Origin of the sequence: Alloactinosynnema sp. L-07 (assembly GCF_900070365.1) — a bacterium.
Taxonomy (GTDB): Bacteria; Actinomycetota; Actinomycetes; order Mycobacteriales; family Pseudonocardiaceae; genus Actinokineospora.
This window is the reverse complement of the sequence record NZ_LN850107.1, coordinates 5,198,086-5,221,845: the sequence shown is the minus strand read 5'-3', so window position 1 is coordinate 5,221,845 and position 23,760 is coordinate 5,198,086. Positions and strand designations below refer to the sequence as shown.

Sequence of the window (23,760 nt, the reverse complement as noted above, 5' to 3'; positions counted from 1 at the left end):
CAATGCTTATCCCGCGCAGGGTCAAGCACCGCAAGCAGCACCACCCCAAGCGGGCGGGTGCGGCCAAGGGCGGCACCAAGGTCACGTTCGGCGAGTACGGCATCCAGGCCCTGGAGCCCGCCTACGTGACCAACCGGCAGATCGAGTCCGCTCGTATCGCCATCAACCGGCACATCCGCCGTGGTGGCAAGGTGTGGATCAACATCTTCCCGGACCGCCCGCTCACGAAGAAGCCCGCCGAGACCCGCATGGGTTCCGGTAAGGGTTCGCCCGAGTACTGGGTGGCCAACGTCAAGCCGGGTCGCGTCATGTTCGAGATGAGCTTCCCGAACGAGACCGTGGCGCGCGAGGCACTGCGCCGCGCGATCCACAAGCTTCCGATGAAGTGCCGCATCGTCACGCGTGAGGGTGGTGACTTCTGATGGCGGCGACCACCGCGGCAGATCTGCGCGAGCTCAACGAAGAAGAGCTGGTGCTGCGTCTGCGTGAGGCGAAGGAAGAGCTCTTCAACCTTCGTTTCCAGATGGCGACCGGCCAGCTCGACAACAACCGTCGGCTGCGCACGGTCAAGCACGACATCGCCCGGATCTACACCGTCATGCGCGAGCGTGAGCTGGGCCTTTCCACAGCTCCCGAGACCGGTGAAGGTGCCGCATGAGCGAGAACGATGTGACTGAAGTCCGCAACAACCGCAAGGTCCGCGAGGGCCTGGTCGTGTCCGAGAAGATGGACAAGACCATCGTCGTGGCCCTGGAAGACCGCAAGAAGCACCCGCGGTACTCCAAGGTCCTGCGTTCGACGACCAAGGTGAAGGTCCACGACGAGGGCAACACCGCGGGCGTGGGCGACCGGGTCCAGATCATGGAGACCCGTCCGCTGTCGGCGACGAAGCGCTGGCGGCTGGTCGAGATCCTCGAGAAGGCCAAGTAACCAAGCAATCCAGTCAGACCGAGCCTGTCAGGTCGGAAATCTGGCAGGCCAAGAATGGTCAGGAGTTGAAGTGATCCAGCAGGAGTCGCGACTGCGTGTCGCCGACAACACCGGTGCGAAGGAAATCCTTTGCATCCGTGTTCTCGGTGGTTCCGGTCGCCGCTACGCGGGCATCGGCGACATCATCGTCGCCACGGTCAAGGACGCGATCCCCGGCGCCGGTGTGAAGAAGGGTGACGTCGTCAAGGCCGTCATCGTCCGCACCGTCAAGGAGCGTCGCCGTCCGGACGGCTCGTACATCCGGTTCGACGAGAACGCCGCCGTCCTCATCAAGAACGAGGGCGAGCCGCGTGGAACCCGCATCTTCGGCCCGGTCGGCCGCGAGCTGCGCGACAAGAAGTTCATGAAGATCATCTCGCTCGCACCGGAGGTGCTCTGACTCATGAAGAGCAAGATGAAGATCAAGAAGGGCGACACGGTCGTCGTCATCGCCGGTAAGGACAAGGGCGCGAAGGGCAAGGTCATTCAGTCCTACCCCGAACGCGACAAGGTTCTTGTCGAGGGCGTGAACCGCGTCAAGAAGCACACCCGCATCTCGCAGACCCAGCGTGGCGCGCAGTCCGGTGGCATCGTCACCCAGGAAGCGCCCATCCACATCTCCAACGTGATGCTGGTTTCCGAGGGCAAGGCCGTGCGTGTCGGCTACAAGTTCGACGACGAGGGCAACAAGACCCGGATCGCTCGCGGCAAGGGCAACGGGAAGGAGATCTGATCATGACTACCACTGAGAAGATCATCCCGCGGTTGAAGACCCGCTACCGCGAAGAGATCACGGTCGCCCTGCGCGACGAGTACAAGTACGCCAACGTCATGCAGATCCCCGGCGTGGTGAAGGTCGTCGTCAACATGGGTGTCGGCGACGCCGCCCGCGACGGCAAGCTGATCGAGGGCGCGGTCCGCGACCTGGCCACGATCACCGGCCAGAAGCCCGAGGTCCGCAAGGCCCGCAAGTCCATCGCGCAGTTCAAGCTGCGCGAGGGCATGCCGATCGGCGCGCGGGTCACCCTGCGCGGCGACCGCATGTGGGAGTTCCTCGACCGCCTGCTGACGATCGCGCTGCCGCGTATCCGCGACTTCCGCGGCCTGTCGGGCAAGCAGTTCGACGGCAACGGCAACTACACCTTCGGTCTCAACGAGCAGTCGATGTTCCACGAGATCGACCCCGACTCGATCGACCGCCAGCGCGGCATGGACATCACCATCGTCACCACCGCGATCAACGACGAGGAGGGCCGGGCGCTGCTGAAGCACCTGGGCTTCCCGTTCAAGGAGAACTGATGGCCAAGAAGGCTCTTGTCGAAAAGGCTGCCAGGAAGCCGAAGTTCGCGGTGCGCGGCTACACGCGGTGCAACCGTTGCGGCCGCCCGCACTCGGTGTTCCGCAAGTTCGGCCTCTGCCGGATCTGCCTGCGCCAGATGGCTCACCGCGGTGAGCTGCCGGGCGTCAGCAAGTCCAGCTGGTAAGTCGAACCCCAGAATTTCCCCCCAGTTCGCCGCAGGCCCACTGAGTCGTCCGGGACACCCGGACCCGAGGTCGGAACCACGGCGAGAAAGGTTGACAGGTCACCATGACGATGACCGACCCGATCGCAGACTTCTTGACTCGTCTGCGTAATGCCAACTCGGCATACCACGACGAGGTCGTGCTGCCGCACTCGAAGCTCAAGGCGCACATCGCCGAGATCCTTCAGCGTGAGGGCTACATCGCGGGCTTCCGCGACGAAGACGGCGAGAAGGGCAAGAACCTTGTCGTCGAGCTGAAGTACGGCCCGAACCGCGAGCGCAGCATCGCCGGTCTGCGCCGGGTTTCCAAGCCCGGTCTGCGGGTGTACGCGAAGTCGACCAACCTGCCGAAGGTTCTCGGCGGCCTGGGCGTGGCGATCATCTCCACGTCCGGTGGCCTGCTGACCGACCGTCAGGCAAACAAGCAAGGCGTGGGCGGAGAAGTCCTCGCCTACGTCTGGTAGGGGAAGGGGGAGCAACTTATGTCTCGCATCGGAAGGCTTCCGATCCCCGTCCCGACCGGGGTCGACATCAACATCGACGGCCAGAACGTCAGTGTGAAGGGCCCCAAGGGCACCCTGGCGATCACCGTCTCCGAGCCGATCGTCGTCGAGCGCGCCGAGGACGGCACGCTCGCGGTCACGCGGCCCAACGACGAGCGGCAGAACCGTGCGCTGCACGGCCTGACCCGCTCGCTGGTCAACAACCTCGTCGTCGGCGTCACCGCGGGCTACGAGAAGAAGATGGAAATCCACGGCGTGGGTTACCGCGTCGCGGCCAAGGGTTCGGACCTGGAGTTCGCTCTGGGCTACAGCCACCCGGTCAAGGTGACCGCCCCCGATGGCATCACCTTCACGGTGGAGAGCCCGACCAAGTTCTCGGTCTCGGGTATCAACAAGCAGCAGGTCGGTGAGGTCGCCGCCAACATCCGCAAGCTGCGCAAGCCCGACCCGTACAAGGGCAAGGGCGTCCGGTACTCCGGCGAGAAGATCCGCCGCAAGGTCGGAAAGACGGGTAAGTGACATGAGCGAAGCGACTACGAAGCGCAAGCCGGTGGGCACGGATGTCTCGACTGCCCGCCGCGTCGCCAAGACCCGCAGGCACTTCCGGCTCCGCAAGAAGATCAGCGGTACCCCGGAGCGTCCCCGCCTGGTCGTGCACCGGTCCTCGCGGCACATCGCCGTGCAGATCATCGACGACCTCGCGGGCCACACCCTCGCGGCCGCGTCCTCCATCGAGGCGGACGTGCGTGCGGTCGAGGGCGACAAGAAGGCCCACTCGGCCAAGGTCGGCGAGCTGATCGCGGCCCGCGCCAAGGACGCCGGGATCACCACTGTGGTCTTCGACCGCGGCGGCAACAAGTACACCGGCCGCATCGCGGCGCTGGCCGACGCGGCCCGCGGCGCGGGGCTGGAGTTCTGATCATGAAGATCTATAAGGGAAGGAACGCCTGATGCCGGGACGTACGCGGCAGTTCGGCGGCCAGGGCGGACCTGGCGGCCAGGGCGGCGGTCAGGGCGGGGAACGTGGCGAGCGCCGCGACCGCCGGGACCGGCGTGATGGCGACCGCCGGGGCCCCGCCCAGGAGAAGACCCCGCACCTTGAGCGGGTCGTGGCGATCAACCGTGTCGCCAAGGTCGTGAAGGGTGGTCGTCGCTTCAGCTTCACCGCCCTGGTCGTGGTCGGCGACGGCGACGGCATGGTCGGTGTCGGCTACGGCAAGGCCAAGGAGGTGCCCGCCGCGATCGCGAAGGGTGTGGAGGAAGCCAAGAAGAACTTCTTCCGCGTCCCGCGCATCGGCGGCACCATCCCGCACCCCATCCAGGGTGAGAAGGCCGCGGGCGTCGTGCTGCTCCGTCCGGCCAGCGCCGGTACCGGTGTCATCGCCGGTGGCCCGGTGCGTGCCGTGCTGGAGTGCGCCGGTGTCCACGACGTGCTGTCGAAGTCGCTCGGCTCCGACAACGCGATCAACATCGTGCACGCCACCGTCGCGGCCCTCAAGGGTCTGCAGCGTCCCGAAGAGGTCGCGGCTCGCCGTGGCCTCCCGCTCGAGGACGTCGCTCCCGCGGGCATGCTCCGCGCTCGCGCGGCCGCCGCGGCCGCGGGAACGGGGGCCTGACATGGCACAGCTCAAGGTGACCCAGGTCAAGAGCACCATCGGCGAGAAGCACGCGGCTCGCGAGTCCCTGCGGACTCTCGGTCTCCGCAAGATCCGCCAGTCGACGGTGCGCGAGGACAGCCCTGAGGTGCGCGGCCTGATCCACCGTGTCCGCCACCTCGTCAACGTCGAGGAGGTCGACAACTGATGGCAATTAAGATCCACCACCTGCGTCCGGCCCCCGGCGCCAAGTCCGACAAGATCCGCGTCGGTCGTGGTGAGGGCTCCAAGGGCAAGACCGCTGGTCGCGGTACCAAGGGCACCAAGGCGCGCAAGAACGTCCCCGCGCGCTTCGAGGGTGGCCAGATGCCGATCCAGATGCGGCTCCCGAAGCTCAAGGGCTTCAAGAACCGCTTCCGCGTCGAGTACCAGGTCGTCAACGTCGGCGACGTCGCCGTGGCGTTCCCCGACGGCGGCACGGTCGGCATCGCCGACCTCGTCTCGGCCGGGCTGGTCCGCAAGAACACCCTGGTCAAGGTCCTCGGCAACGGCGACCTGAACGGCGTCAAGCTGGACGTCACCGCCGACAAGTTCTCGTCCTCCGCGGTCGAGAAGCTGAACGCGGCAGGCGGCTCGGCGAGCGCGCTGGTCTGATCTAGCACTGCCAACTGTGGCCGGACACGATTACGTGTCCGGCCACAGTGCTGTCCAGGGGCAGGCAGGCGCAGGGAACGAATGTTGAACCACGTGTCCGAATAGGACGCCGCTGCACGTTAAACCGCACGGACCCACAATTCCCGCATAGGACGCCGCTGCACGTCCAAACCGCACCCGCCGCCTGAGCAGCATCGGGTGAAACTGGGCGATCACGCTGTGTCTGGGGGGACGGCGGCCCCTAAGCTGCCTGGCGTGTGGGGTGCCTTATCCGCCACCGCTTTTTCCCCACAGGGGCCGTCGTAGGGGCCCCGGGCACAGCGTGATCGCCCAGTTTCACCCGATGGTGCGGCGCAACCACGCAAGTGCGGGCGGCTGTCATCGAATGTCCTCGATTGTGCACTCGACGAACTCTCGTACCAGTTTCGATGCCAGCGTCCAATGGATGACGGGATCGTCGAACCGAACGAGTGTGCTTTCGATCGGCGTTGGGAAAGGTCTTCCTGGTCGGTAGCGGACTCCGTGCACCCCGGATACCAGTGAGAGTCGAACGCGAACCATCACGTATCCCTGGCGTAGCGCAGGGCAGCTTTGCGCCGCGGAGTGAGCGCACGACCGGCAGGTGGGCGGCTCGGTGACGCCCATGCCTGTGGGCCAGCCTGCCCAGTCGTGCCGGTGATCTTTGAGCAGCCACAACAAGCCACCGTCGTCGGTTGGCGTGGCTGGGCCCGCGCAAACCTGGCACAGGAATTTGCGCATCGCGCGTCGTTGTCGTGATGAGTGGACGAGGCCGAACTCCGGCTTTCCCTGACCAGGCAGCGAAGGCGTTCGATGCCAGAGCACGCCGTTGCTGTCCCGGTCGCCGAGGATCTCGTCCGCGTAGGCGATACCGATCCCACTCGGGTGTTCCACCACGTGGCTGACCAGCGTTTGTTCCGCGCTCCAAGTGGTGACGTATGGAACGACGGGACCGCGCAACGCCGACATCCGGCTCTCCTTCGCATCGCCTGATCACAGGCGACTCATGGCCTGCTACAGCAAGTTACGATCAGGGAGCGGGCGGGAGAACTGACCGCTGGTGCGAGTGCGGCACCGCGCTGGGCATGCGACGGGAGCGTTCTATGGACAGCGGACTGGCAACACTGACCGGCGGGCGGGGTTCACAGTCCATCGGAACGGTGTCCGGGTTCGTGTTCAAGCTGGCGAGGCAGTCGGCGGGGTTGACTCAAGAGAAACTGGCCGAGGCACTCGCGGCGGATGTGACCACCGTTCAGGGCTGGGAATCCGGGCGACGTCCACTAGCGGCCATGGGTGCGGGTGCCTTCCTCCGGCTTTGCGCTCGGCTGTCCCGGCTTGGCGCACCCGCGTCGACTGGCAGGCATCTCCGCGAGGCGATCGAGGCCGACCAGGTGTTGTCGACCGGCGTCTCGGCAGGTAGCTCATGGATCGACGCGGAAGTGCATCCGCTGGCTGCCCGGGTGCATCGTCAGACGATCACCAACTTGATCACGTGGCCGTTCACCCAGCAGCTGCCTCGGCACTTGTGTGAGTTCGTGCCCAAGATCCCGCGAAGAGGTCCGGTGGCCACCTATCCCGCCCTGACAGCCGAGGCGCGGACTAGATTTCTCGATCACCTCCTGACGGTTGCCGAACGAGGAAACCAGGCAGGTGAGGCCTTGCTGCGCAGGCAGTCTGTGTATCTACTCGGATTTGATCACCGACCGCAGACCACGGATTGGCTGCGAGACGAATGGAAGCGAGCCGGGCGCAGACCAGTCAGGGATGGCGACATCGCAGCTCTGTTGGAAGCGCGCTCCGCATCGGTAGCGCTCGCCTCGGTCGGCGACAGGACTCAGCTCCACGACTTCGTCGGCACTACGTTCGGTGGGCGAGCCGAGATCGCAAACCTGACCTACTGGGCGCATTGGATCGGGGAACTCAGTGAGGAACAGACCACTGACGCGTTCATGACGTCCAACGACACGCGATTGTGGAGTGGTGCGAGCCTGCTGCGACATCTCGTCAGCCGACTTGAACCGTGCTCGCCTCACCTGCCGCTGAACCTCTACACCTTGCACGCCCTGGTCGCCTCACGTCCGGAGCTGCTCGACCGAGGGCCCGCGACTCGCGCAAGACTTGCCGGGGTGTTGGACAGGTTGGACTCCAGTGCTGAACTGACCCGGTCTGCGCGCACTCAGGTCGCTGGACTTCTGTACGCGTTGCGCATCGCAAGGGACTAGGAGGAAACGTGTCTGAAGACGCCGCCGCTCTTGCTGCCTTCGGCTACGAACTGGGCGTGCTTAAGCGCATCCGGCGTGCCGGGTGGTGGCATGTCGGAGTGCGTGATCCCGAATCGGTCGCTGAGCACACAATGCGGGTCGCTCAGCTCGCCGCCGTGATCGCTGCCGAGGAAGGTGCCGACCCCGCACGGGCGGCGTTTCTCGCGCTTTGGCACGACACGCAGGAGACGCGGACCGGGGATCTCCCACACACCGCGGCCGACTACCTGAGCAAACCCGATCCCCGGCGGATCACCGTCGACCAGACCGCGAATCTTCCCGATCGTTCCCGCGAGGTCATCCGCGCCGCAGTCGACGAGTACGAGGCCAAAGAGACCGCCGAGGCCCAGTGCGCGAAGGACGCCGACAAGCTGGAGATGCTTCTCCAGGCCGTCGAGTATCGCGACACCGGTGTCCAGCGGGTCGACGGGTGGATCGACTCCGCTCGCAAGGGACTCAAGACCGAGACCGCCCGCCGGATCGCCGAGGCCGCGGTCGCTATCTCGCCGCTCGCCTGGCGTGATCGTTAACCCAGCTAAGCGCGGGAGCGGAGGCGACGGAGCATGCGAGCGTCCTCGAACCCGACAGCACGAGCCGCGGATTCCACCGTGGCGCCGGTGCCGATGAGGTGTTCGGCCCTCTCCAAGCGCAAGGTCTGCTGATAGCGCAACGGCGTCATACCCGTAGCCCGGCCGAACAACCGAGTGACCGTCCGCGGACTGCACCGCCCCACCCGGGCCAGCTCAGTCAGAGGCAGCTGGTCGGACATCCGAGCCTCAATGAGGTCCTGAATCCGATGCACCGTGTCGTTCACATGCGACCTATACCGCAACAGCGCGCTCGACTGGCTTTCGTCGCCATTGCGGCGGGCATAGACGACCATCGTGCGCGCGATTCGGGCCGCGATCGCGGGCCCGTGCCAGGTCGCGACGAGATGGAGGGCCAGGTCGATTCCACTGGCGATGCCCGCCGACGTGACGATCCGGCCGTCGATGACATAGAGGACGTCCCGCACGACGGTCGCCTCCGGATACCGGTGAGCCAACTCTTCTTGCAGGTCGTGGTGGGTGGTGCACCGACGTCCGTCGAGCAGACCCGCGCGGCCCAAGGCGTCGGCGCCCGCGCACACCGAAGCGACGGTGCCACGGTGGGCGCGGAGCCAGGCGAGGGTGACATCGGTGAGGGGACCGGAGGAGCCGAGTCCAGGCGCCGCCCGCCAGCCGGGGACGAACACGACGTCGTCGCCGGTCAAGACGGGCAGGGACGTGTCGGCCTGGAGGACCGGGCCCTGCGTCGACGGCACTTGATCGGCCTCGGCCACGTACGCCAGGTCGTAGGGATACCCGAGATCCCGCGCACTCGAGAAGACCTGCGCGGGCCCGGCGAGATCGAGCAGGTGCACGCCCGGCACCAGCAAGAACAGGACTCTGGTCACGATCCGGTCAGGATACTCCCGGTCAGTTCGTCGACCGTCGCGATCGAGGCGAACCGGCCCGCCAGCACGGACTCGGTCCGCTCGATGATGTCGTTGGTGGACATCACCGCGCCGGTGCGCCAGTGCCGCAGTGGGGTGGTGGCGGTCGCGTCGGTGACGAAGGTGACGCCGAAGCCCAGGTCGGAGCCGACGCGGGCGGTGGTCTCGCAGCACTGTTCGGTGCGGATGCCGCTGATCAGCACCTCCTGGACACCGCGGACCGTCAGTGTCTGCTGGAGGTTGGTCGTGGTGAAGGCGTTGTGGGCGGTCTTGGTCAGCACGGGTTCGCCTTCCGCGGGCGACAGACCGTCGATGAGCCGCACGTGGCCGCTGGCAGGGTCGAACGGGCCCCCGCTGCCCGGCTCGCTGTGCAGGACCCACACGACCAGGCCGTTCTCGGCCCGCGTGAGGTCGACGAGTCGGTTGACCTGGCCGATGAGGCCGGGGTTGGAGTTGTCGGCCCACTCCGCTCTGGTGCGGAAGGACTCCTGGACGTCGATGACGATCAGCGCTTTGGTCACGGCTCGACTCTGCCCAGCGTGAGCCCCGGGCGGTAGGCACGACCAAGCCCGGATGCGGACCGATCTGGCCACGGTGGCGGGCACTACACCAGCAGGTCGGACTGTGTGGCCGCGCGGCATATCGGCGGGCGGGGCCGGTCCTTAGGTTGATCTCCTGACCCCGACGACGTGGAGGTTGCCGTGTTCACCCGTATCGCACTGGCCGTGCTCGGCCTGGTGGCCGTGGGGGTCACCCCCGCCGCCGCGACCGTCCACAGTGGGCACTGCGCAGGCTTCGATCGGCTGCTGGTGCCGGGCGTCGCGCGGCAGGTCGTCTCCTGCCTCGATGACGTGACCACCACCGGCACCGCCGCCTCCGGGCACACCGTGCCCGGCGACTGGGCGGGCCTGACCTCGGCCGGTCTGCCGCGGGTCGCGACGGTGCCCGGGATCCAGGTGGACGGGCACTTCCCGGACACCTCGACGTCGAACACCCACCACGGGTGGAACAGCGACGCGCAGTTCGTGGTGCGGCTGCCCGACGAGTGGAACGGCGGCCTGGTGGTGTCAGGGTCGCCGGGCAACCGCCGCCAGTACGCCAACGACCGCGCCATCGCCGACCAGGTGCTCGCCGCGGGCTACGCGTTCGCCGCGACCGACAAGGGCAACACCGGGCTCGGCTTCCACGCCGACGGCCGCCGCCCCGGCGACGCCGTCGCCGAGTGGAACTCGCGGGTGACCCAGCTGACCGTCGCGGCGAAGATCGTCGTGGCGCAGCGGTACGGCCAGTTCCCGGCGCGCACGTTGATGGCGGGCATCTCCAACGGCGGCTACCTGGTGCGGTGGCAGCTGGAGAACCGGCCGTGGCTCTACGACGGCGGCGTGGACTGGGAGGGCACCCTGTGGACCGAGCGCGGCCCCAACCTGTTGACCTTCCTGCCGCCCGCGCTGGCCGCCTACCCGGCCTACCGCGCCGGTGACCAGACCGCCCACCAGCGGATGCTCGACGCCGGTTTCGCCGCGGGCTCGGAGTTCCTGTGGGACCTGCACTACCGCGTCTACTGGGACCTGACCCAGCGCCTCTACCGCGAAGAGGTCGACCCTGACTTCGACGGCGCGCTCGTGGCCGGGATCCCCTTCTGCGCAGGCGGAACCCCGACCTGCGACACCGACTACGACTACCTCTCCCGGCCGCGCAAGGTGCACACCGCCGTCGAGCGGATCTCGCTGACCGGCCGAATCGGGAAGCCGCTGATCACCCTGCACGGCACCCTGGACGCGCTGCTGCCGATCTCCCAGACCGCCGACACCTACGCCCGCATGATCACCGACAAGGGCCGCGGCGCGTCGCACCGGTACTTCCGCGTCGTCGACGGCAACCACGTCGACGGCTTCGCCGACGCCTTCACGGGCAGGCTGCGCCCCATCGCCCCGTGCTTCCACGCCGCCATCACCGCGTTGGACGGCTGGCTCGACGGGCGGGGAGCGCCGCGCTCGGCGACGATCCCGCGCACGTCCTCAGTGGACGAAGCCACGACCTGCGCGTTGGCGTGAGCCGTCAGGGGCAGCCGGTGTCGGCGACGACGAAGTGTCCAGGCGGGGTCTCCTTCAGCGTGTGCCGCACAAAGGTGTTGTACAGCCCCATTTCCTGGTTCGAGCCGTTGGCGTAGGTGTAGCCGCCCGCGTGGTGGGCCCGGCCCGCGGCGACGTGGCCGTAGTTGTGGTCGGTGTGGCAGACGCCGGTCGGCGGAGTGGTCGTGGTCGAGGTCGGGACCACGCCGCCGACCAGGCCCCAGAACCGGGCGATGTGATACGCCGAGCACATGTTCACGTCAAGGACATAGGCCGCGGTCGTGCCGCACTGGGTGGGTCCGGTGCCGGGGTCGACCGGGTGGCCGTGGTTCATCCCGGTGATCTCGTAGCTCTCCACCACCGACCCGTAGACCTTGTGGGGATAACCGCCGATGGTGTCGCTGACGTCGAGGCTCTGGTCGGTGCCGTGGACGTTGGTCCACTGGTCGACCAGTTCGACCCGGTTGACCGGCTTCACGGTCGTGTCGGCGCTCCCGTGCCAGATCGACACCTTCGGCTTGGGGCCGGTGTGGGCGAACGCCGCCCGTACCTTGTCGCCCCACTGCGCCGGGGTCATCCCAACTCCACGGCTCATGCAGGTGAAGGCCGCGGACACCGTGGTGGCGCAGCGGTAGGGAATCCCCGCGACGATGCCGCCGCCCGCGAACACGTCGGGGTAGGTGGCGAGCATGACCGCCGTCATCGCTCCGCCCGCGGAGAGCCCGGTGACGTAGGTCGACGCCGATCCCATGTCCGCACGCATCCGGTCGACCATCTGCTTGATCGAGAGGGCCTCGCCGGACCCGCGCGCGGTGTCGGCGGTCTCGAACCAGTTGAAGCAGGAGTTGGCGTTGTTGGCCTGCTTCTGCTGCGGCAGGGTCAGCGCGAAGCCGTGGGCGTCGGCGAGCCTGGTCCAGCCGCTGTTTGAACCGTAGCCCGCGGCGTCCTGCGTGCACCCGTGCATGACGACGACGAGCGGCCTGCCGGTGGGCAGTCCGGTGGGGACGTAGCGGAACATCCGCAGGTCGCCTGGGTTGGAGCCGAACCCGGTTACCTCCTCGATGGCCGCCGCGCGGGCGGGACGCTCGGTCGCGACCATCGCGACCAGCAGGGTGAGCACCGCGAGGAGTGCGTCGAACAGGCGAGAGCGGGGCATGGCGTGACCTCCGCGGTGAGGTGAGTGGTCCAGATCACTCAATGCTCGCCGGGTATGCACTCTCTGAACATGTCCGCGCCCGCCACTGCTGGTTCAGGCGATATGTTCAGGACACCCAGAACAAGGAAAGTTGCTGATGGACGAGCGGTTCGAGGAGCACCGGAGCCACCTGCGCGCGGTGGCCTATCGGATGCTCGGCTCGCTCAGCGAGGCCGACGACGCCGTGCAGGAGACCTGGCTGCGGCTGAATCGGACCGACACCAGCGAGGTCGAGAACCTGGCGGGCTGGCTGACCACCGTCGTCGCGCGGGTCTGTCTTAACATCCTGCGTTCCCGCCGCCGGGAAGCCCAGTTCGGGGAGCACGAGCCGGTCATCGGCCGCGACGACGACGGTCACCCCGAGCAGGAGGCGATGGTCGCCGACGAGGTCGGGCTCGCGCTGCTGGTCGTCCTCGACACCCTGAGCCCGGCCGAGCGCCTCGTGTTCGTGTTGCACGACATGTTCGCGGTGCCGTTCGAGGAACTCGGCCCGATGATCGAGAAGACCCCGGCCGCCAGCCGCCAGCTCGCCAGCCGCGCCCGCCGCCGGGTCAAGGGCGCCACCCCGGTACCCGAGGCCGACCTGACCCGCCAGCGTCGAGTGGTCGACGCATTCCTGGCTGCCTCCCGCGGCGGCGACTTCGACGCGCTGGTCGCGCTGCTCGACCCGGACGTGGAACTGCGGGCCGACCGCGCGGCCGGCCCAACCCCGACCCCCATCGCCCTGCGCGGCGCCAAGGTCGTGGCCAGGGGCGCGGGTGCGGCGTCGGCGCGGTCCCGGTTTACCCAGCCCGCGCTGGTCAACGGTGCCGTCGGCCTGGTCATGGCCCCGCTGGGCAAGTTGCGCCTGGCGTTGGCCTTCACGATCGTCGACGGCCTGGTCACCGACATCGACGTCATCGCCGACCCCGACCGCCTCCGCAACCTCAACATCGCGGTGCTCGACTAACCGGTTTGGCCCAGCACCGCGGTCGGGGCCAGACTTCTTGAATGATCGTTCGACTGATCCCGCTGGACGAGGCGGGCACCGAGGCCCTCCTCGCCGTCGCGGTGGCCCAGGCCGAGCCCGCCGAGGTCATGCCCGTCGACGGCCCGACGGGCTGGACCGAGGCCACCAAGGCGGCCTTCCGCGACTTCCACGCCGCCCACCGCGACGGCGCGCTGGGCACGGTGATGTACGCGATCGACGTGCGCGGGGAGACCGCCGGGATGATCCGCCTCGCCCGCGTCGGGCCGGGGGTCGCCGAGACCGGGATGTGGCTCGGGCGCGCCATGCGCAGCAAGGGGGTGGGCGTGGACGCGCTGCGGGCGTTGCTGGAGATCGCCGTCGAGACCGGGTTCCACACCGTGCGGGCCGAGACGACCCCGGACAACACCGCCGCCATCCGGGCCCTGGCCCGCTGCGGCGCGGTGCTGACCACCACCCCGACTTCGGTCACCGCCGAACTGCACCCGACGTCGTGACCGACGACGTCGCCACCCACACGACCCGTCTCGGCCAGGCCGACGCCGGGGAACTGCTCACCCTCCAGCTGGCCGCCTGGGTGCGCGAGGGCCGCGCCGCCGGGACGCTGGAGATCCCTCCGCTGCAGGAGGGCCTGGCCGACGTCGAGACCTCGCTGGGCGACCCAGCGATCACCACCTGGGGCTACCGCGCACCGGCAGGCAGGCTACTGGCCACCGTCCGAACCTCGCTGCTGGACGAGCGGACCGCGTTCGTCGGCAGGCTCGGTGTGGTGCCGGACCTGGTCCGGAAGGGGATCGGCGGGGCGATGCTGCGGCTGGCCGAGTCCCGGCTGCCCGCGGTGTCGCGGATCGAGCTGGTCACCGGCATCCACAGCCTCGACAACCACGCCTTCTACGCCCGTCACGGTTACGTGATCGTGTCGACCGACGAGGCCGAGGGCACGGTTCGGCTGGCGAAAGACCTGCGCGTGTCGTGTGATCGACATAACGTCAGGTTAAGTCGAGATTGACCCGCTTCACCCTGGATGGAAACATCCCCGATCAGTCTCTGGGGGGAGCGGTGACCATGCGCGTGGAGCGGTTGAGGGTGGCCGTGGCGTTTCGGCGCGAAGCGGACAGGTTGGCGGTCGAGTCGGCTCTTGCTCGCGACATGAGAATCGTCGCTCGTGCTGATTGCGCGTCGACGCTGACGGCCACCCTGGCGCAGGTGGCCGCGCATGTACTCGTCGCGGACTGTGATCTTGGCCTCGCCTGCGGTGCCACTCCACCGATGGTGGTGGCGCTGTGGTCCACGGAGCGATCCGATACCCGGTTGGCACAATTCATCCAATCCAAAGGCGAGGGTGTCGCATTCCTTGACGGTGATTCCGGAGAACTGAGTCGGGCGGTGAACGCCGTAGCGGCTGGTGGAGTATGGGTAACGCCGAATCTCGGCGGCGAACTGCTCACCATCGCTCGGTCGAATCCTCGGCCCCGAGAGCGAGCGGTTCCAGCTCTCACTGATCGGGAGACTTCGGTGCTGGGTCTACTCGTCGATGGGCATACCGACGTCGAGATAGCCCGAATGCTTCATCTTGGTGTCCGTACTGTGAAGCATCACACTGCCAATTTGCGGCACAAGTTCGCCGCGAGGAACAGATCGCATCTCGCCGCGCTATCCATGCGCAGCGGTGGGCACGTGAGGGCAACTGTTGCCGGGTAAGTCGGCACCTAGGGACGATACGAGAACCCACCCGGTCGTCGTAGCTTGAGAACGCCCACCTGAACGGCGGGTGGCGCGATCTGAGGGGAACCCATGTTTTCAATGGCAAGGGCGGTTGTGGCCGCCGGTATGACGGCGGCTTTCTTCGCCGTGGCGGCAGGAGTGGCATCCGCCGATGTGGGTGACGGAAGTTCGGACTGCAATTCCATGGAGCACTGCTTCGCGAGGCACGCTAACGGCGGCACCCCGCAGAAGCACTTCTACAACCCGGCCGACCACGGCGCGTACTTATTCCCCGGCGGGTCGACCTTCAAGGGCGAGGCGTCGTCGATCAAAAACCGGGACACAGTGAACGATGTCTACGTTCACGAGGAGTGGGACCTGTTCGAGAACAACGACTACCAGCGGTTCGCGCGCGGCAACTACTGGCAGAACTTCAACGGTGATATCAACGACGACAACGGTCATCACAACTACACCTCGACGAGGTAGCCGACCGGTGTGAGAGCGGGCCAGGCACGGGCGAGTCGCCGTGCCTGGCCTCGTCAGGATGGAGGAACAGCGTGGACACGACCAGGCCCGTACTGTCCATTGTGACCGTGTTGGCGGTGCTGGGCTCGGCGGTGACAGCTTGTTCCACCGCGCCCGAGGCGCAACTGCCCGCGATGCCGCCCGGATCGACCCGGCCGTTCGATCTGTTCCGGGGCGACCACATCGCCCTGATCAACGACGCGCAGATCAAGCTGCAGTCGGAGTGCATGGTCGGCAAAGGGTATTCGCAGTTCGCGCAGCTGGTGAACGTCCGAACCGATGGTGAATTCGGTTTCAATGAGGACCCGTTCGCTCCCCGCACCGAGGAGCAGGCGCAGCGATACGGCCTCGGCAAGCCGCGGCCGGCCAGTCCGCCGAGAGTGTCCGGCAAGGGCGATGGGGCATACAACGCGTCGATCGACCACTGCGAGGAGACCGCCTGGAAGGCGGTGGTCGACACCGGGGTTTTCAGCCAGTACTACCAGCTCGGCAATTCCCTGACCAGTGAATTCTCCGGCAAGTTGGACCAGGTCGGGGTCGACTTCAAACAACCCGTGCTCGACTGTCTCAGGGGCAAGGGATACGTGGGAACCGGCGCGGATCTCGGATCCGTCGAGTCTTTCGGCGTCAAGGTCGGCAGCCTGGTGGGCGCGAGCAGCGTGCCCGAGACGCGACCGGAAAGCGCTGACGGGCTGATTGTTGAACCTTCCAAGCCCGCTCAGGAATATGTGCCGACCGCCGAGGAGACAAAGTTCGCCGTCACCTTGGTGCGCTGCCGGACTGAGACGGGAATGTTCGCGAAGGTCGATGAGGTGGCCAACAACGCGCAGCAGAAGATCGTCGAGGACCACGCGGTCGAGTTCGCCGAACTCAACCCCAAGATGGATATCGCCGCCAAGGAAGCGGCGAAGGTACTCGGTCGATGACGAAGCGCCGCAGGCGGGCTTGGGTGGTCGCGGTGATGGCGACCGCGGCAGGTGTCCTGGTCGGGGTCGGGCTTTGGATCGCTCCGTCGCTGAAGTCGCCGGAGCAGGCCGCGGCGGACGCCGCCGCGCCGCCCGCGTCGTTGGTGACTGTCGCGGTGGAGCGCCGGGCACTGGTGGAGAAGGTGCTGCTGCGCGGCAAGGTCGAAGCGGGGGTCGCGATCAAAGTGGCACCGCCGGTCTCCGGGCCGACCGCTGTCGTCACAAAGGTCCTCGTCGCGCCAAAGGACACTCTGGTCGAGGGAAAGATAGCCATCGAGGTCGCTGGCGAGCCAGTCTATCCGCTCGTGCTGCCGTTCCCCTTGTATCGGGATTTGGTCGACGGCATGACCGGCCCCGATGTCCATGAGGTCCAGAAGGCGCTGCGCCGCCTGGGTTACCCGGCACCGGCGAGCGGAGTCTTCGACGTCGCGACCCAGTCGTCGGTGCGCCGCATGTACCTCGCCCGGGGGTACCGGCCCGCCGAACGCGCCGGTGCGACGTCAGGCGAAGCCACGGCACCCACGCCCACGTCCGCCACCCCGGCTCCGCCGAAGCCCACCGCGCAGGTCGTGCTGCCGAAGTCGCACGTGATCCGAGTCGACCGGGTGAACCGCGTCGTCAGCTTGGTTCCCGTCGTCGTGGGTGACGTGCTGGGCGCGGGCTCGCCCGCGGCTCCGCCGGATGGTGGCGGCCCGAGTGCGCCCGCACCGGGCTCGGTGCTTCTCGAACTCGACGCGGGACAGGCCACTGTCGTGGCGACTGTCGGGCATGACCAAATCTCGTCATTGAAGCCAGGTGGTGCCGCCGAGGTGATCGACGACGTCCTGGGTGCCACCTCCGCCGCGACGGTTCAGAGCATCGGGACCGAACCCAAACAAGGTGCTGACGGCGTCGCCGGGTTCGACGTCCGGTTTTCGTTCGCGGGAACGGCGATGGAGCCGACGCCCAACCACACCGTCCGGATCACCGTCGGCGACGCCACGGCCGCGGCCCCGGTGCTCGCAGTACCGGTGAGCGCCGTGTATTCGATGACGGACGGGACTACGTTCGTCACCGTCGATGACCACGGCAAGACATCCGACCACAAGGTCCGCACCGGCACCAGCGCAGGCGGCTGGGTGGAGATCGTCTCGGCTCCCACGGAACTCCGGGAGGGTGTTCTCGTCGTTGTGGGACGGGAGTCCACATGACGGCTGTGCTCACTCTGTGCGGGGTGACCCGTGTGTACGACGACGGTCACTTGGTAGTCGCGCTTCACCCCACCGACCTGACCGTCGACGCCAGGGACTACGTGACCATCACCGGCCCGTCCGGAGCGGGCAAGTCCACGCTTCTCAACGTCCTCGGGCTCTTGGACAAGCCCAGTGCGGGAACGTACCTGGTGCGCGGCGGCGATGTCGCGGGCATGGCCGAACCCATCCGCGGGGCCGTCCGGGGCCAACTGTTCGGCTTCGTCTTCCAGGCGTTCCACCTGCTGTCTGGTCGGTCCGCACTCGACAACGTCGCCCTGGGCATGCTTTACGGGCCGCACTCGCGCAAGGAACGACGGCGCCGTGCCGTAGCCGCGCTTGAGCGCGTGCACATGGGACACCGGGCGGACGCCGATCCCCGCACGCTGTCCGGGGGAGAGAAGCAGCGGGTGGCTATCGCGCGTGCGATAGCCGGAAACCCCACCGTGCTGTTCTGCGACGAGCCGACCGGAAACCTCGACTCCGCGAACACTGAGAACGTGCTCGAGACGCTCGACGAACTGCATGGCTCCGGCCTGACCCTGATCGTGGTGACCCACGACCAGCAGGTCGCTCTGCGGGGAAACCGGCGACTGACGGTCCTTGACGGTGTCGTCTCCGAGGAGATCAGGTGACTCGGCTGAAGCAGCTAGCCGAACTCGGTCTTAGGCCCGCGAGATTCAGGGCCCCCGACCTCGCCGCGGAATCTTTGCGGTCCATCCTCGGACATCCCGGCCGGTCACTGCTGACCGCCGTGGGGACAGTGCTCGGCGCGGCTGCCTTCGTCGCCACGCTGGGGATCTCTACGACGCTGACCCAGCAGGTGTCGGACAGCTTCGACCTCCGACGGGCGACAGAGGTCGTCGTGCAGCCTGCTGACGGCGGCCCGCGCGCGGCTGAGTCACCGCCCTGGCTGTCCGACACGGCGTTGGCGCGGCTGCGCGGCCTGAACGGGGTCGAGTCCGCCGGACGTCGCATGCTGTTGCCCGAGATGACGGTGGCCCGGTCGTTCGGTCCGGACAAGGGTGCCCCGACCCGGATCATAGGTATCGACGCGGGCGCGGCGGCGGCCATCGAGCCGCGGATCATCTTGGGTCGAGGGATCGACACGTTCCACGATGACCACCGCCAGCGGGTCGCCCTGCTGCCTGCCGGGATCGCGAAGAAGCTGGCCATCGACCGCGTAGGTGTCGCGATCTTCATCGAAGATCGGCCGTACCTGGTCATCGGGATCTTCGATGACGTGCAGCGCAGACCTGAGGTGTTGGCGGGAGTCGTGATCCCTTATGGCACCGCTGCCGCGTTCGCCGGGGCGACCGCCGTGACCCGGGACGTGATCATCAAGACCGCGCCGGGGGCGGCGGCGCTGATCGGCGCCCAAGCTCCGCTGGCCCTGTCGCCAGGGGAGCCCGGCGCCCTCGACGCGACAGCGCCGCCGGATCCGAAGACGTTGCGTCGCGAGGTCGAGTCCAACGTGCTGAAACTGTCGATGATCTTGTCCTTGGTGGCGCTCGCGGTTGGCGCGATCTCTATTGGCAACGCAGCCACGGCACAGATCGGCGCGCGCGTCGGTGAGATCGGCCTGCGCCGCGCGGTAGGCGCCCGCCCAGTGCACATATTCGCCCAGTTGACCGGGGAGACGACCCTGCTCGGCACCGCGGGGGGCTTGATCGGCAGTGTGATGGGTTTGCTCGTAACCGTGGCGGTGTCCTTGTGGAACGGGTGGCAGCCGGTGATCGACCTTCCACTGGCCGTTCTCGCCGTCGCGGGCGGAGCAGCGGCCGGGTTGGTCGCCGGGCTCGTCCCGGCCTGGCGTGCCACGAGGATTCAGCCGGTCGCCGCGCTGCAGCGCTGAGGTCCGCGGGCGTCGACTCGCGCGCAGGCGCGTTGGCAGATCTAATTACGTAGAGCTGGCAATTGGCCGCTGTTACCTTCGTCACCCCCGTTGCGCCGGATGTGTGGCAGGTTTGGCCACCCCACGGGTGATTGGCACGCCTGTTGTGCTGTTAAAGTCGTGGTCACGCTTCGGGGTACCTGTCCTCGAAGCGCTCCTGGCTTGCCAGCACCTGGTGAGTCGGGGCATGTTCCCTGCCGGCGACCAGCCGGTTAAGCCGTTCACCGGCACTGAGCTGCCGGTGACGCCGATGGAGGTTCTTGCGTGCTCAGCGCCTTCCGCTCGGCTCTCGCGACGCCGGACCTGCGCCGCAAGATCCTTTTCACGCTCGGCATCATCGCCGTCTACCGGGTCGGCGCCGCGCTGCCGTCACCGGGCGTGTCCTACCCGAACGTGAAGAAATGCATCGAGGGCGTCCAGTCTGAGGGCATCTTCCAACTGCTGAACTTGTTCAGCGGCGGTGCTCTTCTGCAGCTGTCGGTGTTCGCGCTGGGGATCATGCCCTACATCACCGCGAGCATCATCGTCCAGCTGTTGACCGTGGTCATCCCCCGTTTCGAACAGCTCAAGAAGGAAGGTCAGGCCGGTCAGGGCAAGCTCACGCAGTACACCCGCTACCTGACCATCGCCCTCGCCGTTCTCCAGGCCACCGGCATCGTCGCCATGGCCAACGGCGACCAGCTGTTCGGCAACTGCCCCGAAGACGTCATCCCCAACGGCAGCACCTTCACGCTGATCGTCATCGTCACCACCATGACCGCGGGCACCGCGGTGATCATGTGGTTCGGCGAGCTGATCACCGAGCGTGGTATCGGCAACGGCATGTCGCTGCTGATGTTCGTCAACATCGCGGCCCGCATCCCGTTCGAGGGCAAGAACATCCTCGACAACAAGGGCGGACTGACCTTCGCCATCGTCTGCCTCTTCGGTCTGCTGATCATCGCCAGCGTGGTCTTCGTCGAGCAGGGCCAGCGCCGCATCCCGGTGCAGTACGCCAAGCGCATGATCGGGCGCCGCATGTACGGCGGTACCTCGACCTACCTGCCGCTCAAGGTCAACCAGGCGGGCGTCATCCCGGTCATCTTCGCCTCGTCGCTGCTGTACCTGCCCGACCTGATCAGCAGGCTCGTGGGCACCAGCGACTCGTGGTGGCAGCGCTTCATCACCAACCACCTGACCGACCAGTCGAGCTGGGTCCACATCGGGGTCTACTTCGGGCTGATCATCTTCTTCACCTACTTCTACATCACGATCACGTTCAACGTGACCGAGCGTGCCGACGAGATGAAGAAGTTCGGTGGCTTCATCCCGGGCATCCGCCCCGGACGTTCCACCTCCGACTACCTGAGCTTCGTGCTGAGCCGGATCACCCTGCCCGGTTCGCTCTACCTCGGCATCATCGCCGTTCTGCCGAACTTCTTCCTCGACCTGACCGGTACGGGCCAGAACCAGAACTTCCCGTTCGGCGGCACCGCGGTGCTGATCATGGTCGGCGTCGGTCTCGACACGGTGAAGCAGATCGAGAGCCAGCTCATGCAGCGTAACTACGAAGGGTTCCTCAAGTGACACGTGTTGTTCTCGTTGGACCGCCCGGAGCGGGCAAAGGCACCCAGGCGACCGCGCTGAGCCACAAGCTCGGCGTACCGCACATCTCCACGGGTGACCTGTTCCGGGCGCACATCGCGAACAACACCGAGCTCGGCCAGCAGGTCAAGGCGATCCTTGACTCTGGCGGGCTCGTGTCCGATGAGGTGACCAACCAGATGGTGCGCGAGCGGCTGGCCGAGGAGGACGCCCGCGACGGCTTCCTGCTCGACGGCTTCCCGCGCAACGTGGGCCAGGCCGACGTGCTGGGGCAGATCCTGGCCAAGTCGGACACCAAGATCGACGCCGTGGTCGAGTTCCGGGTCGACGAGGACGTCGTGGTCGAGCGCCTGCTCGCCCGCGGCCGCGCCGACGACAACGAGGACGTCATCCGGCACCGCCAGCAGGTCTACCGGTCGGAGACCGCCCCGCTGCTCGACTACTACGCCGACGTGCTCATCACCGTCGACGCGGTGGGCGAAGTCGACGAGATCACCGGCCGCGTGCTGGACTCGCTGCGCGCTCGGACGTGAGCGGCGGTGGCGTTTTCGCAGGCCTGCGCATGGCCATGCAAACCTGGAAGTCACGAATGATCGAGATCAAGACGCCGGGTGAGCTCGACGCCATGCGGGCCTCCGGCCTGGTCGTGGCGAAGGCCCTGGCCGCGGTGTCAGCCGCGGCCAAGGCCGGGGTCAGCACCGGCGAACTGGACGAACTGGCCGAACAGACCATCCGCGACGCCGGGGCCGTGCCGTCCTTCAAGGGCTACCACGGCTTCCCGGCGAGCATCTGCGCGTCGGTCAACGAGCAGATCGTCCACGGCATCCCCAGCCGGTCCCAGGTCCTCGCCGACGGCGACCTGATCTCCGTCGACTGCGGCGCCATCCTCGACGAGTGGCACGGCGACTCGGCGGTCACCCTCTTCGTCGGCACCATCCGCGACGAGGACCAGGCCCTGTCCGACGCCACCAGGGCGTCGATGCTCGCCGGCATCCAGGCCATCCGCCCCGGCAACCGCCTCACCGACATCTCCCACGCGGTGGAGACCTCGGTGCGCGGATCCGAGCGCGCCGACGGCCGCACCTACGGCATCGTCCGTGAGTACGGCGGCCACGGCATCGGCAGCAGCATGCACATGGACCCGTTCCTGCCGAACTACGGCAAGCCGGGCAAGGGGCCGCGCCTGAAGGTCGGCATGGCGATCGCCATCGAGCCCATGCTCACCTTGGGCACCGAGGAGACCGTCGAGCTGGAGGACGGCTGGACCGTCGTCACCGCAGACGGCACCCGCGCCGCCCACTGGGAACACACCGTCGCCGTCACCGACGACGGCCCCTGGGTCCTCACCGCCCCGGAATAGGCGGGCCGGGTGTCCGCTGTCGCTGAGTATCAGCATCCGATCGGCCCGAACACTGTTGAGCACTGGCGTGCCATCGAGGTCCCTGACGACGGCAGCCGCATCGAGTTGATCTGGGGCTATCACCTCGTGTCGCCTGCACCAGGTGGACCACACCAGTTCGCCACCGACGCGCTCTGCCGCGTACTTTGGGGGGCGGTCGGCGACGCGGGCCTCGCCGACGACCTGTTCCCGATCACCGGCGTGGGTGTAGAGATCACTTCGGCCTTACGGATCGCGCTGATTCCGGATGTCGTCGTCCTCAACACCAGGCCCACCGCGAGGACCCATCCGGCGGTGACCGTCGAATTGGCCGTCGAGGTGTGGTCACCAGGCAACACCCCCCAAGAGCGCGAAACAAAGGTCGCCGCGTATGCCTCGGCAGGCGTGCCCTTTCTGTGGACTTTCGAGCTGAACCACCGCGAGCTGTCCGCGTTCAAGCTGGTCGGAGAGGTCTACCGCCACATCGCGGTGACGGGCGACCCACAGGTGCTGCCCGGTCCGGTCCCGGTCAAGGTCGATCTCCGCGACCTGTTCATCTGAACCGCCCAGGGCGGCAAGACCCCGATTTGGGCGCGTTGTGACCGGCGCGTACACTTGACCGCTGGTGCTATTCGAGTGCCAGTTTCGCCGTGCGTGTCACCCGATGGTGTAGTAGTCGCCGCCGTGTGCCGTGTTCGGCTGAACAATCGACACTGTCACGAAACGCGGAGGACATGGGCAAGAAGGACGGGGCCATCGAGGTCGAAGGCCGCGTGGTCGAGCCACTCCCCAACGCGATGTTCCGCGTCGAGTTGGAGAACGGCCACAAGGTCCTGGCACACATCAGCGGCAAGATGCGGCAGCACTACATCCGCATCCTGCCCGAGGACCGGGTCGTCGTAGAGCTTTCGCCCTACGACCTGTCCCGCGGCCGCATCGTCTACCGCTACAAGTGACCCCCCAGTCACTCTGACTGGGAAGCCACTACTGGTGCTCCCGGACAGTCGGGGGCACGCGGCCGAAGCAGGAGAAAGCAGACGTGAAGGTCAACCCGAGCGTCAAGAAGATCTGCGACAAGTGCAAGGTGATCCGCCGTCACGGCCGGGTCATGGTGATCTGCGAGAACCTGCGCCACAAGCAGCGCCAGGGCTGAGCAGTCGCCTGCAACACCGTCGCCTGATCTGAAGACGACCAGCTACACAGACGAACTTCCCGAACCTGCCGGGTCATACGGACCCGGTTCACGC

Annotated in this window: 35 protein-coding genes; 31 read left to right on the top strand and 4 right to left on the bottom strand. The window is 67.1% G+C overall.

Going from position 1 to position 23,760, the window contains the following annotated elements:
- The first annotated feature begins 2 nt into the window (after positions 1-2).
- From rplP to rplO, 13 genes are all read left to right on the top strand, one after another.
- On the top strand, positions 3-422 hold the full coding sequence (rplP, locus tag BN1701_RS23420) for a 50S ribosomal protein L16 (protein ID WP_054052242.1): 420 nt from the start codon (positions 3-5) through the stop codon (positions 420-422).
- On the top strand, positions 422-658 hold the full coding sequence (gene rpmC / locus BN1701_RS23415; RefSeq protein ID WP_054052240.1) for a 50S ribosomal protein L29: 237 nt from the start codon (positions 422-424) through the stop codon (positions 656-658). Before rplP ends, rpmC begins: the two co-directional genes overlap by 1 nt.
- The gene (gene rpsQ, locus BN1701_RS23410; RefSeq protein WP_054052238.1) at positions 655-930 is read left to right on the top strand and encodes a 30S ribosomal protein S17; all 276 of its coding nucleotides are present in this window, start codon (positions 655-657) and stop codon (positions 928-930) included. Before rpmC ends, rpsQ begins: the two co-directional genes overlap by 4 nt.
- 70 nt (positions 931-1,000) lie before the next feature.
- Positions 1,001-1,369: a 50S ribosomal protein L14 gene (rplN, locus tag BN1701_RS23405; protein WP_018682823.1), complete on the top strand. Its 369-nt coding sequence runs from the start codon at positions 1,001-1,003 to the stop codon at positions 1,367-1,369.
- A 15-nt stretch (positions 1,370-1,384) separates the two neighbouring features.
- Positions 1,385-1,702, top strand: coding sequence for a 50S ribosomal protein L24 (rplX, locus tag BN1701_RS23400; RefSeq protein ID WP_054056073.1), 318 nt, complete (start codon positions 1,385-1,387; stop codon positions 1,700-1,702).
- Between the two features lie 2 nt (positions 1,703-1,704).
- On the top strand, positions 1,705-2,268 hold the full coding sequence (rplE, locus tag BN1701_RS23395; protein WP_054052236.1) for a 50S ribosomal protein L5: 564 nt from the start codon (positions 1,705-1,707) through the stop codon (positions 2,266-2,268).
- A complete protein-coding gene (locus BN1701_RS23390; RefSeq protein WP_054052234.1) occupies positions 2,268-2,453 on the top strand; it encodes a type Z 30S ribosomal protein S14 in 186 nt (61 codons plus the stop codon). The genes rplE and BN1701_RS23390 overlap by 1 nt, the downstream gene beginning before the upstream one ends.
- A gap of 104 nt (positions 2,454-2,557) precedes the next feature.
- Positions 2,558-2,956: a 30S ribosomal protein S8 gene (gene rpsH, locus BN1701_RS23385; protein ID WP_054052233.1), complete on the top strand. Its 399-nt coding sequence runs from the start codon at positions 2,558-2,560 to the stop codon at positions 2,954-2,956.
- A gap of 18 nt (positions 2,957-2,974) precedes the next feature.
- A complete protein-coding gene (rplF, locus tag BN1701_RS23380; protein ID WP_054052231.1) occupies positions 2,975-3,514 on the top strand; it encodes a 50S ribosomal protein L6 in 540 nt (179 codons plus the stop codon).
- Between the two features lies 1 nt (position 3,515).
- Complete coding sequence (rplR, locus tag BN1701_RS23375) at positions 3,516-3,914, top strand: 50S ribosomal protein L18 (protein ID WP_054052230.1); 399 nt, start codon at positions 3,516-3,518, stop codon at positions 3,912-3,914.
- Positions 3,915-3,945: 31 nt separating this feature from the next.
- The gene (gene rpsE, locus BN1701_RS23370; protein ID WP_054052228.1) at positions 3,946-4,611 is read left to right on the top strand and encodes a 30S ribosomal protein S5; all 666 of its coding nucleotides are present in this window, start codon (positions 3,946-3,948) and stop codon (positions 4,609-4,611) included.
- Between the two features lies 1 nt (position 4,612).
- Positions 4,613-4,798 (top strand): 50S ribosomal protein L30, encoded by a 186-nt coding sequence (gene rpmD, locus BN1701_RS23365; protein ID WP_054052227.1) that lies wholly within the window; start codon positions 4,613-4,615, stop codon positions 4,796-4,798.
- On the top strand, positions 4,795-5,244 hold the full coding sequence (gene rplO, locus BN1701_RS23360; protein WP_157368184.1) for a 50S ribosomal protein L15: 450 nt from the start codon (positions 4,795-4,797) through the stop codon (positions 5,242-5,244). The genes rpmD and rplO overlap by 4 nt, the downstream gene beginning before the upstream one ends.
- 378 nt (positions 5,245-5,622) lie before the next feature.
- Here rplO and BN1701_RS34605 read toward each other — a convergent pair whose 3' ends face one another.
- On the bottom strand, positions 5,623-6,231 hold the full coding sequence (locus tag BN1701_RS34605) for a hypothetical protein (RefSeq protein WP_157368183.1): 609 nt from the start codon (positions 6,229-6,231) through the stop codon (positions 5,623-5,625).
- 134 nt (positions 6,232-6,365) lie between these two features.
- On the opposite strand from BN1701_RS34605, the gene BN1701_RS23355 reads away from it, so the two are divergent.
- Both BN1701_RS23355 and BN1701_RS23350 read left to right on the top strand, forming a co-directional pair.
- The gene (locus tag BN1701_RS23355; RefSeq protein WP_067520861.1) at positions 6,366-7,484 is read left to right on the top strand and encodes a transcriptional regulator; all 1,119 of its coding nucleotides are present in this window, start codon (positions 6,366-6,368) and stop codon (positions 7,482-7,484) included.
- 8 nt (positions 7,485-7,492) lie between these two features.
- Positions 7,493-8,053 (top strand): HD family hydrolase, encoded by a 561-nt coding sequence (locus tag BN1701_RS23350; RefSeq protein ID WP_054052221.1) that lies wholly within the window; start codon positions 7,493-7,495, stop codon positions 8,051-8,053.
- 5 nt (positions 8,054-8,058) lie between these two features.
- On the opposite strand, the gene BN1701_RS23345 is transcribed toward BN1701_RS23350, so the two are convergent.
- Positions 8,059-8,958 (bottom strand): GlxA family transcriptional regulator, encoded by a 900-nt coding sequence (locus BN1701_RS23345; protein WP_054052219.1) that lies wholly within the window; start codon positions 8,956-8,958, stop codon positions 8,059-8,061.
- Positions 8,955-9,518, bottom strand: coding sequence for an isochorismatase family protein (locus BN1701_RS23340; protein WP_054052217.1), 564 nt, complete (start codon positions 9,516-9,518; stop codon positions 8,955-8,957). Before BN1701_RS23340 ends, BN1701_RS23345 begins: the two co-directional genes overlap by 4 nt.
- Positions 9,519-9,698: 180 nt before the next feature.
- Between BN1701_RS23340 and BN1701_RS23335 the strand changes: the two genes are divergently transcribed.
- Positions 9,699-11,051 carry a 3-hydroxybutyrate oligomer hydrolase family protein gene (locus tag BN1701_RS23335; RefSeq protein ID WP_231949682.1) on the top strand — a complete coding sequence of 451 codons (1,353 nt, stop codon included), beginning with the start codon at positions 9,699-9,701 and terminating at the stop codon, positions 11,049-11,051.
- 4 nt (positions 11,052-11,055) lie between these two features.
- Here the strand turns inward: BN1701_RS23335 and BN1701_RS23330 are convergent, their stop codons facing one another.
- Entirely contained in the window at positions 11,056-12,225 is a 1,170-nt protein-coding gene (locus tag BN1701_RS23330; protein ID WP_054052215.1) for a PHB depolymerase family esterase, read from the bottom strand.
- Positions 12,226-12,361: 136 nt separating this feature from the next.
- On the opposite strand from BN1701_RS23330, the gene BN1701_RS23325 reads away from it, so the two are divergent.
- From BN1701_RS23325 to rpmJ, 15 genes are all read left to right on the top strand, one after another.
- The gene (locus tag BN1701_RS23325) at positions 12,362-13,213 is read left to right on the top strand and encodes a sigma-70 family RNA polymerase sigma factor (RefSeq protein WP_054052213.1); all 852 of its coding nucleotides are present in this window, start codon (positions 12,362-12,364) and stop codon (positions 13,211-13,213) included.
- 41 nt (positions 13,214-13,254) lie between these two features.
- Entirely contained in the window at positions 13,255-13,728 is a 474-nt protein-coding gene (locus BN1701_RS23320) for a GNAT family N-acetyltransferase (RefSeq protein ID WP_054052211.1), read from the top strand.
- Complete coding sequence (locus BN1701_RS23315; RefSeq protein WP_054052209.1) at positions 13,725-14,240, top strand: GNAT family N-acetyltransferase; 516 nt, start codon at positions 13,725-13,727, stop codon at positions 14,238-14,240. The genes BN1701_RS23320 and BN1701_RS23315 overlap by 4 nt, the downstream gene beginning before the upstream one ends.
- Entirely contained in the window at positions 14,237-14,932 is a 696-nt protein-coding gene (locus tag BN1701_RS34600) for a response regulator transcription factor (RefSeq protein WP_157368181.1), read from the top strand. The genes BN1701_RS23315 and BN1701_RS34600 overlap by 4 nt, the downstream gene beginning before the upstream one ends.
- Before the next feature lie 93 nt (positions 14,933-15,025).
- Positions 15,026-15,424 (top strand): hypothetical protein, encoded by a 399-nt coding sequence (locus BN1701_RS23310; RefSeq protein ID WP_157368180.1) that lies wholly within the window; start codon positions 15,026-15,028, stop codon positions 15,422-15,424.
- 71 nt (positions 15,425-15,495) lie between these two features.
- Positions 15,496-16,389 carry a hypothetical protein gene (locus BN1701_RS23305; protein WP_054052204.1) on the top strand — a complete coding sequence of 298 codons (894 nt, stop codon included), beginning with the start codon at positions 15,496-15,498 and terminating at the stop codon, positions 16,387-16,389.
- Positions 16,386-17,618, top strand: coding sequence for a peptidoglycan-binding domain-containing protein (locus BN1701_RS23300; RefSeq protein WP_082860010.1), 1,233 nt, complete (start codon positions 16,386-16,388; stop codon positions 17,616-17,618). The genes BN1701_RS23305 and BN1701_RS23300 overlap by 4 nt, the downstream gene beginning before the upstream one ends.
- Positions 17,615-18,292 (top strand): ABC transporter ATP-binding protein, encoded by a 678-nt coding sequence (locus BN1701_RS23295; RefSeq protein WP_157368179.1) that lies wholly within the window; start codon positions 17,615-17,617, stop codon positions 18,290-18,292. The genes BN1701_RS23300 and BN1701_RS23295 overlap by 4 nt, the downstream gene beginning before the upstream one ends.
- On the top strand, positions 18,289-19,512 hold the full coding sequence (locus BN1701_RS23290; RefSeq protein ID WP_067520858.1) for an ABC transporter permease: 1,224 nt from the start codon (positions 18,289-18,291) through the stop codon (positions 19,510-19,512). Before BN1701_RS23295 ends, BN1701_RS23290 begins: the two co-directional genes overlap by 4 nt.
- Positions 19,513-19,815: 303 nt before the next feature.
- Complete coding sequence (gene secY, locus BN1701_RS23285) at positions 19,816-21,117, top strand: preprotein translocase subunit SecY (RefSeq protein WP_054052198.1); 1,302 nt, start codon at positions 19,816-19,818, stop codon at positions 21,115-21,117.
- Positions 21,114-21,668, top strand: coding sequence for an adenylate kinase (locus BN1701_RS23280; RefSeq protein WP_054052196.1), 555 nt, complete (start codon positions 21,114-21,116; stop codon positions 21,666-21,668). Before secY ends, BN1701_RS23280 begins: the two co-directional genes overlap by 4 nt.
- A 56-nt stretch (positions 21,669-21,724) precedes the next feature.
- The gene (gene map / locus BN1701_RS23275) at positions 21,725-22,495 is read left to right on the top strand and encodes a type I methionyl aminopeptidase (protein WP_054056070.1); all 771 of its coding nucleotides are present in this window, start codon (positions 21,725-21,727) and stop codon (positions 22,493-22,495) included.
- Positions 22,496-22,504: 9 nt separating this feature from the next.
- Positions 22,505-23,074, top strand: coding sequence for a Uma2 family endonuclease (locus BN1701_RS34595; protein WP_054052193.1), 570 nt, complete (start codon positions 22,505-22,507; stop codon positions 23,072-23,074).
- Between the two features lie 173 nt (positions 23,075-23,247).
- Positions 23,248-23,469, top strand: coding sequence for a translation initiation factor IF-1 (gene infA / locus BN1701_RS23265; protein WP_005166804.1), 222 nt, complete (start codon positions 23,248-23,250; stop codon positions 23,467-23,469).
- Between the two features lie 83 nt (positions 23,470-23,552).
- On the top strand, positions 23,553-23,666 hold the full coding sequence (gene rpmJ / locus BN1701_RS23260; RefSeq protein ID WP_018682809.1) for a 50S ribosomal protein L36: 114 nt from the start codon (positions 23,553-23,555) through the stop codon (positions 23,664-23,666).
- Positions 23,667-23,760: the final 94 nt, after the last annotated feature.

Bases quoted from the DNA above. Each gene is read 5' to 3' on its own strand.
- rplP (WP_054052242.1), top strand. From the start codon at position 3: ATGCTTATCCCGCGCAGGGTCAAGCACCGCAAGCAGCACCACCCCAAG.
- rpmC (WP_054052240.1), top strand. From the start codon at position 422: ATGGCGGCGACCACCGCGGCAGATCTGCGCGAGCTCAACGAAGAAGAG.
- rpsQ (WP_054052238.1), top strand. From the start codon at position 655: ATGAGCGAGAACGATGTGACTGAAGTCCGCAACAACCGCAAGGTCCGC.
- rplX (WP_054056073.1), top strand. From the start codon at position 1,385: ATGAAGATCAAGAAGGGCGACACGGTCGTCGTCATCGCCGGTAAGGAC.
- rplE (WP_054052236.1), top strand. From the start codon at position 1,705: ATGACTACCACTGAGAAGATCATCCCGCGGTTGAAGACCCGCTACCGC.
- BN1701_RS23390 (WP_054052234.1), top strand. From the start codon at position 2,268: ATGGCCAAGAAGGCTCTTGTCGAAAAGGCTGCCAGGAAGCCGAAGTTC.
- rpsH (WP_054052233.1), top strand. From the start codon at position 2,558: ATGACGATGACCGACCCGATCGCAGACTTCTTGACTCGTCTGCGTAAT.
- rplF (WP_054052231.1), top strand. From the start codon at position 2,975: ATGTCTCGCATCGGAAGGCTTCCGATCCCCGTCCCGACCGGGGTCGAC.
- rplR (WP_054052230.1), top strand. From the start codon at position 3,516: ATGAGCGAAGCGACTACGAAGCGCAAGCCGGTGGGCACGGATGTCTCG.
- rpsE (WP_054052228.1), top strand. From the start codon at position 3,946: ATGCCGGGACGTACGCGGCAGTTCGGCGGCCAGGGCGGACCTGGCGGC.
- rpmD (WP_054052227.1), top strand. From the start codon at position 4,613: ATGGCACAGCTCAAGGTGACCCAGGTCAAGAGCACCATCGGCGAGAAG.
- BN1701_RS34605 (WP_157368183.1), bottom strand. From the start codon at position 6,231: ATGTCGGCGTTGCGCGGTCCCGTCGTTCCATACGTCACCACTTGGAGC.
- BN1701_RS23355 (WP_067520861.1), top strand. From the start codon at position 6,366: ATGGACAGCGGACTGGCAACACTGACCGGCGGGCGGGGTTCACAGTCC.
- BN1701_RS23330 (WP_054052215.1), bottom strand. From the start codon at position 12,225: ATGCCCCGCTCTCGCCTGTTCGACGCACTCCTCGCGGTGCTCACCCTG.
- BN1701_RS23325 (WP_054052213.1), top strand. From the start codon at position 12,362: ATGGACGAGCGGTTCGAGGAGCACCGGAGCCACCTGCGCGCGGTGGCC.
- BN1701_RS23320 (WP_054052211.1), top strand. From the start codon at position 13,255: ATGATCGTTCGACTGATCCCGCTGGACGAGGCGGGCACCGAGGCCCTC.
- BN1701_RS23310 (WP_157368180.1), top strand. From the start codon at position 15,026: ATGTTTTCAATGGCAAGGGCGGTTGTGGCCGCCGGTATGACGGCGGCT.
- BN1701_RS23300 (WP_082860010.1), top strand. From the start codon at position 16,386: ATGACGAAGCGCCGCAGGCGGGCTTGGGTGGTCGCGGTGATGGCGACC.
- BN1701_RS23295 (WP_157368179.1), top strand. From the start codon at position 17,615: ATGACGGCTGTGCTCACTCTGTGCGGGGTGACCCGTGTGTACGACGAC.
- map (WP_054056070.1), top strand. From the start codon at position 21,725: ATGATCGAGATCAAGACGCCGGGTGAGCTCGACGCCATGCGGGCCTCC.
- infA (WP_005166804.1), top strand. From the start codon at position 23,248: ATGGGCAAGAAGGACGGGGCCATCGAGGTCGAAGGCCGCGTGGTCGAG.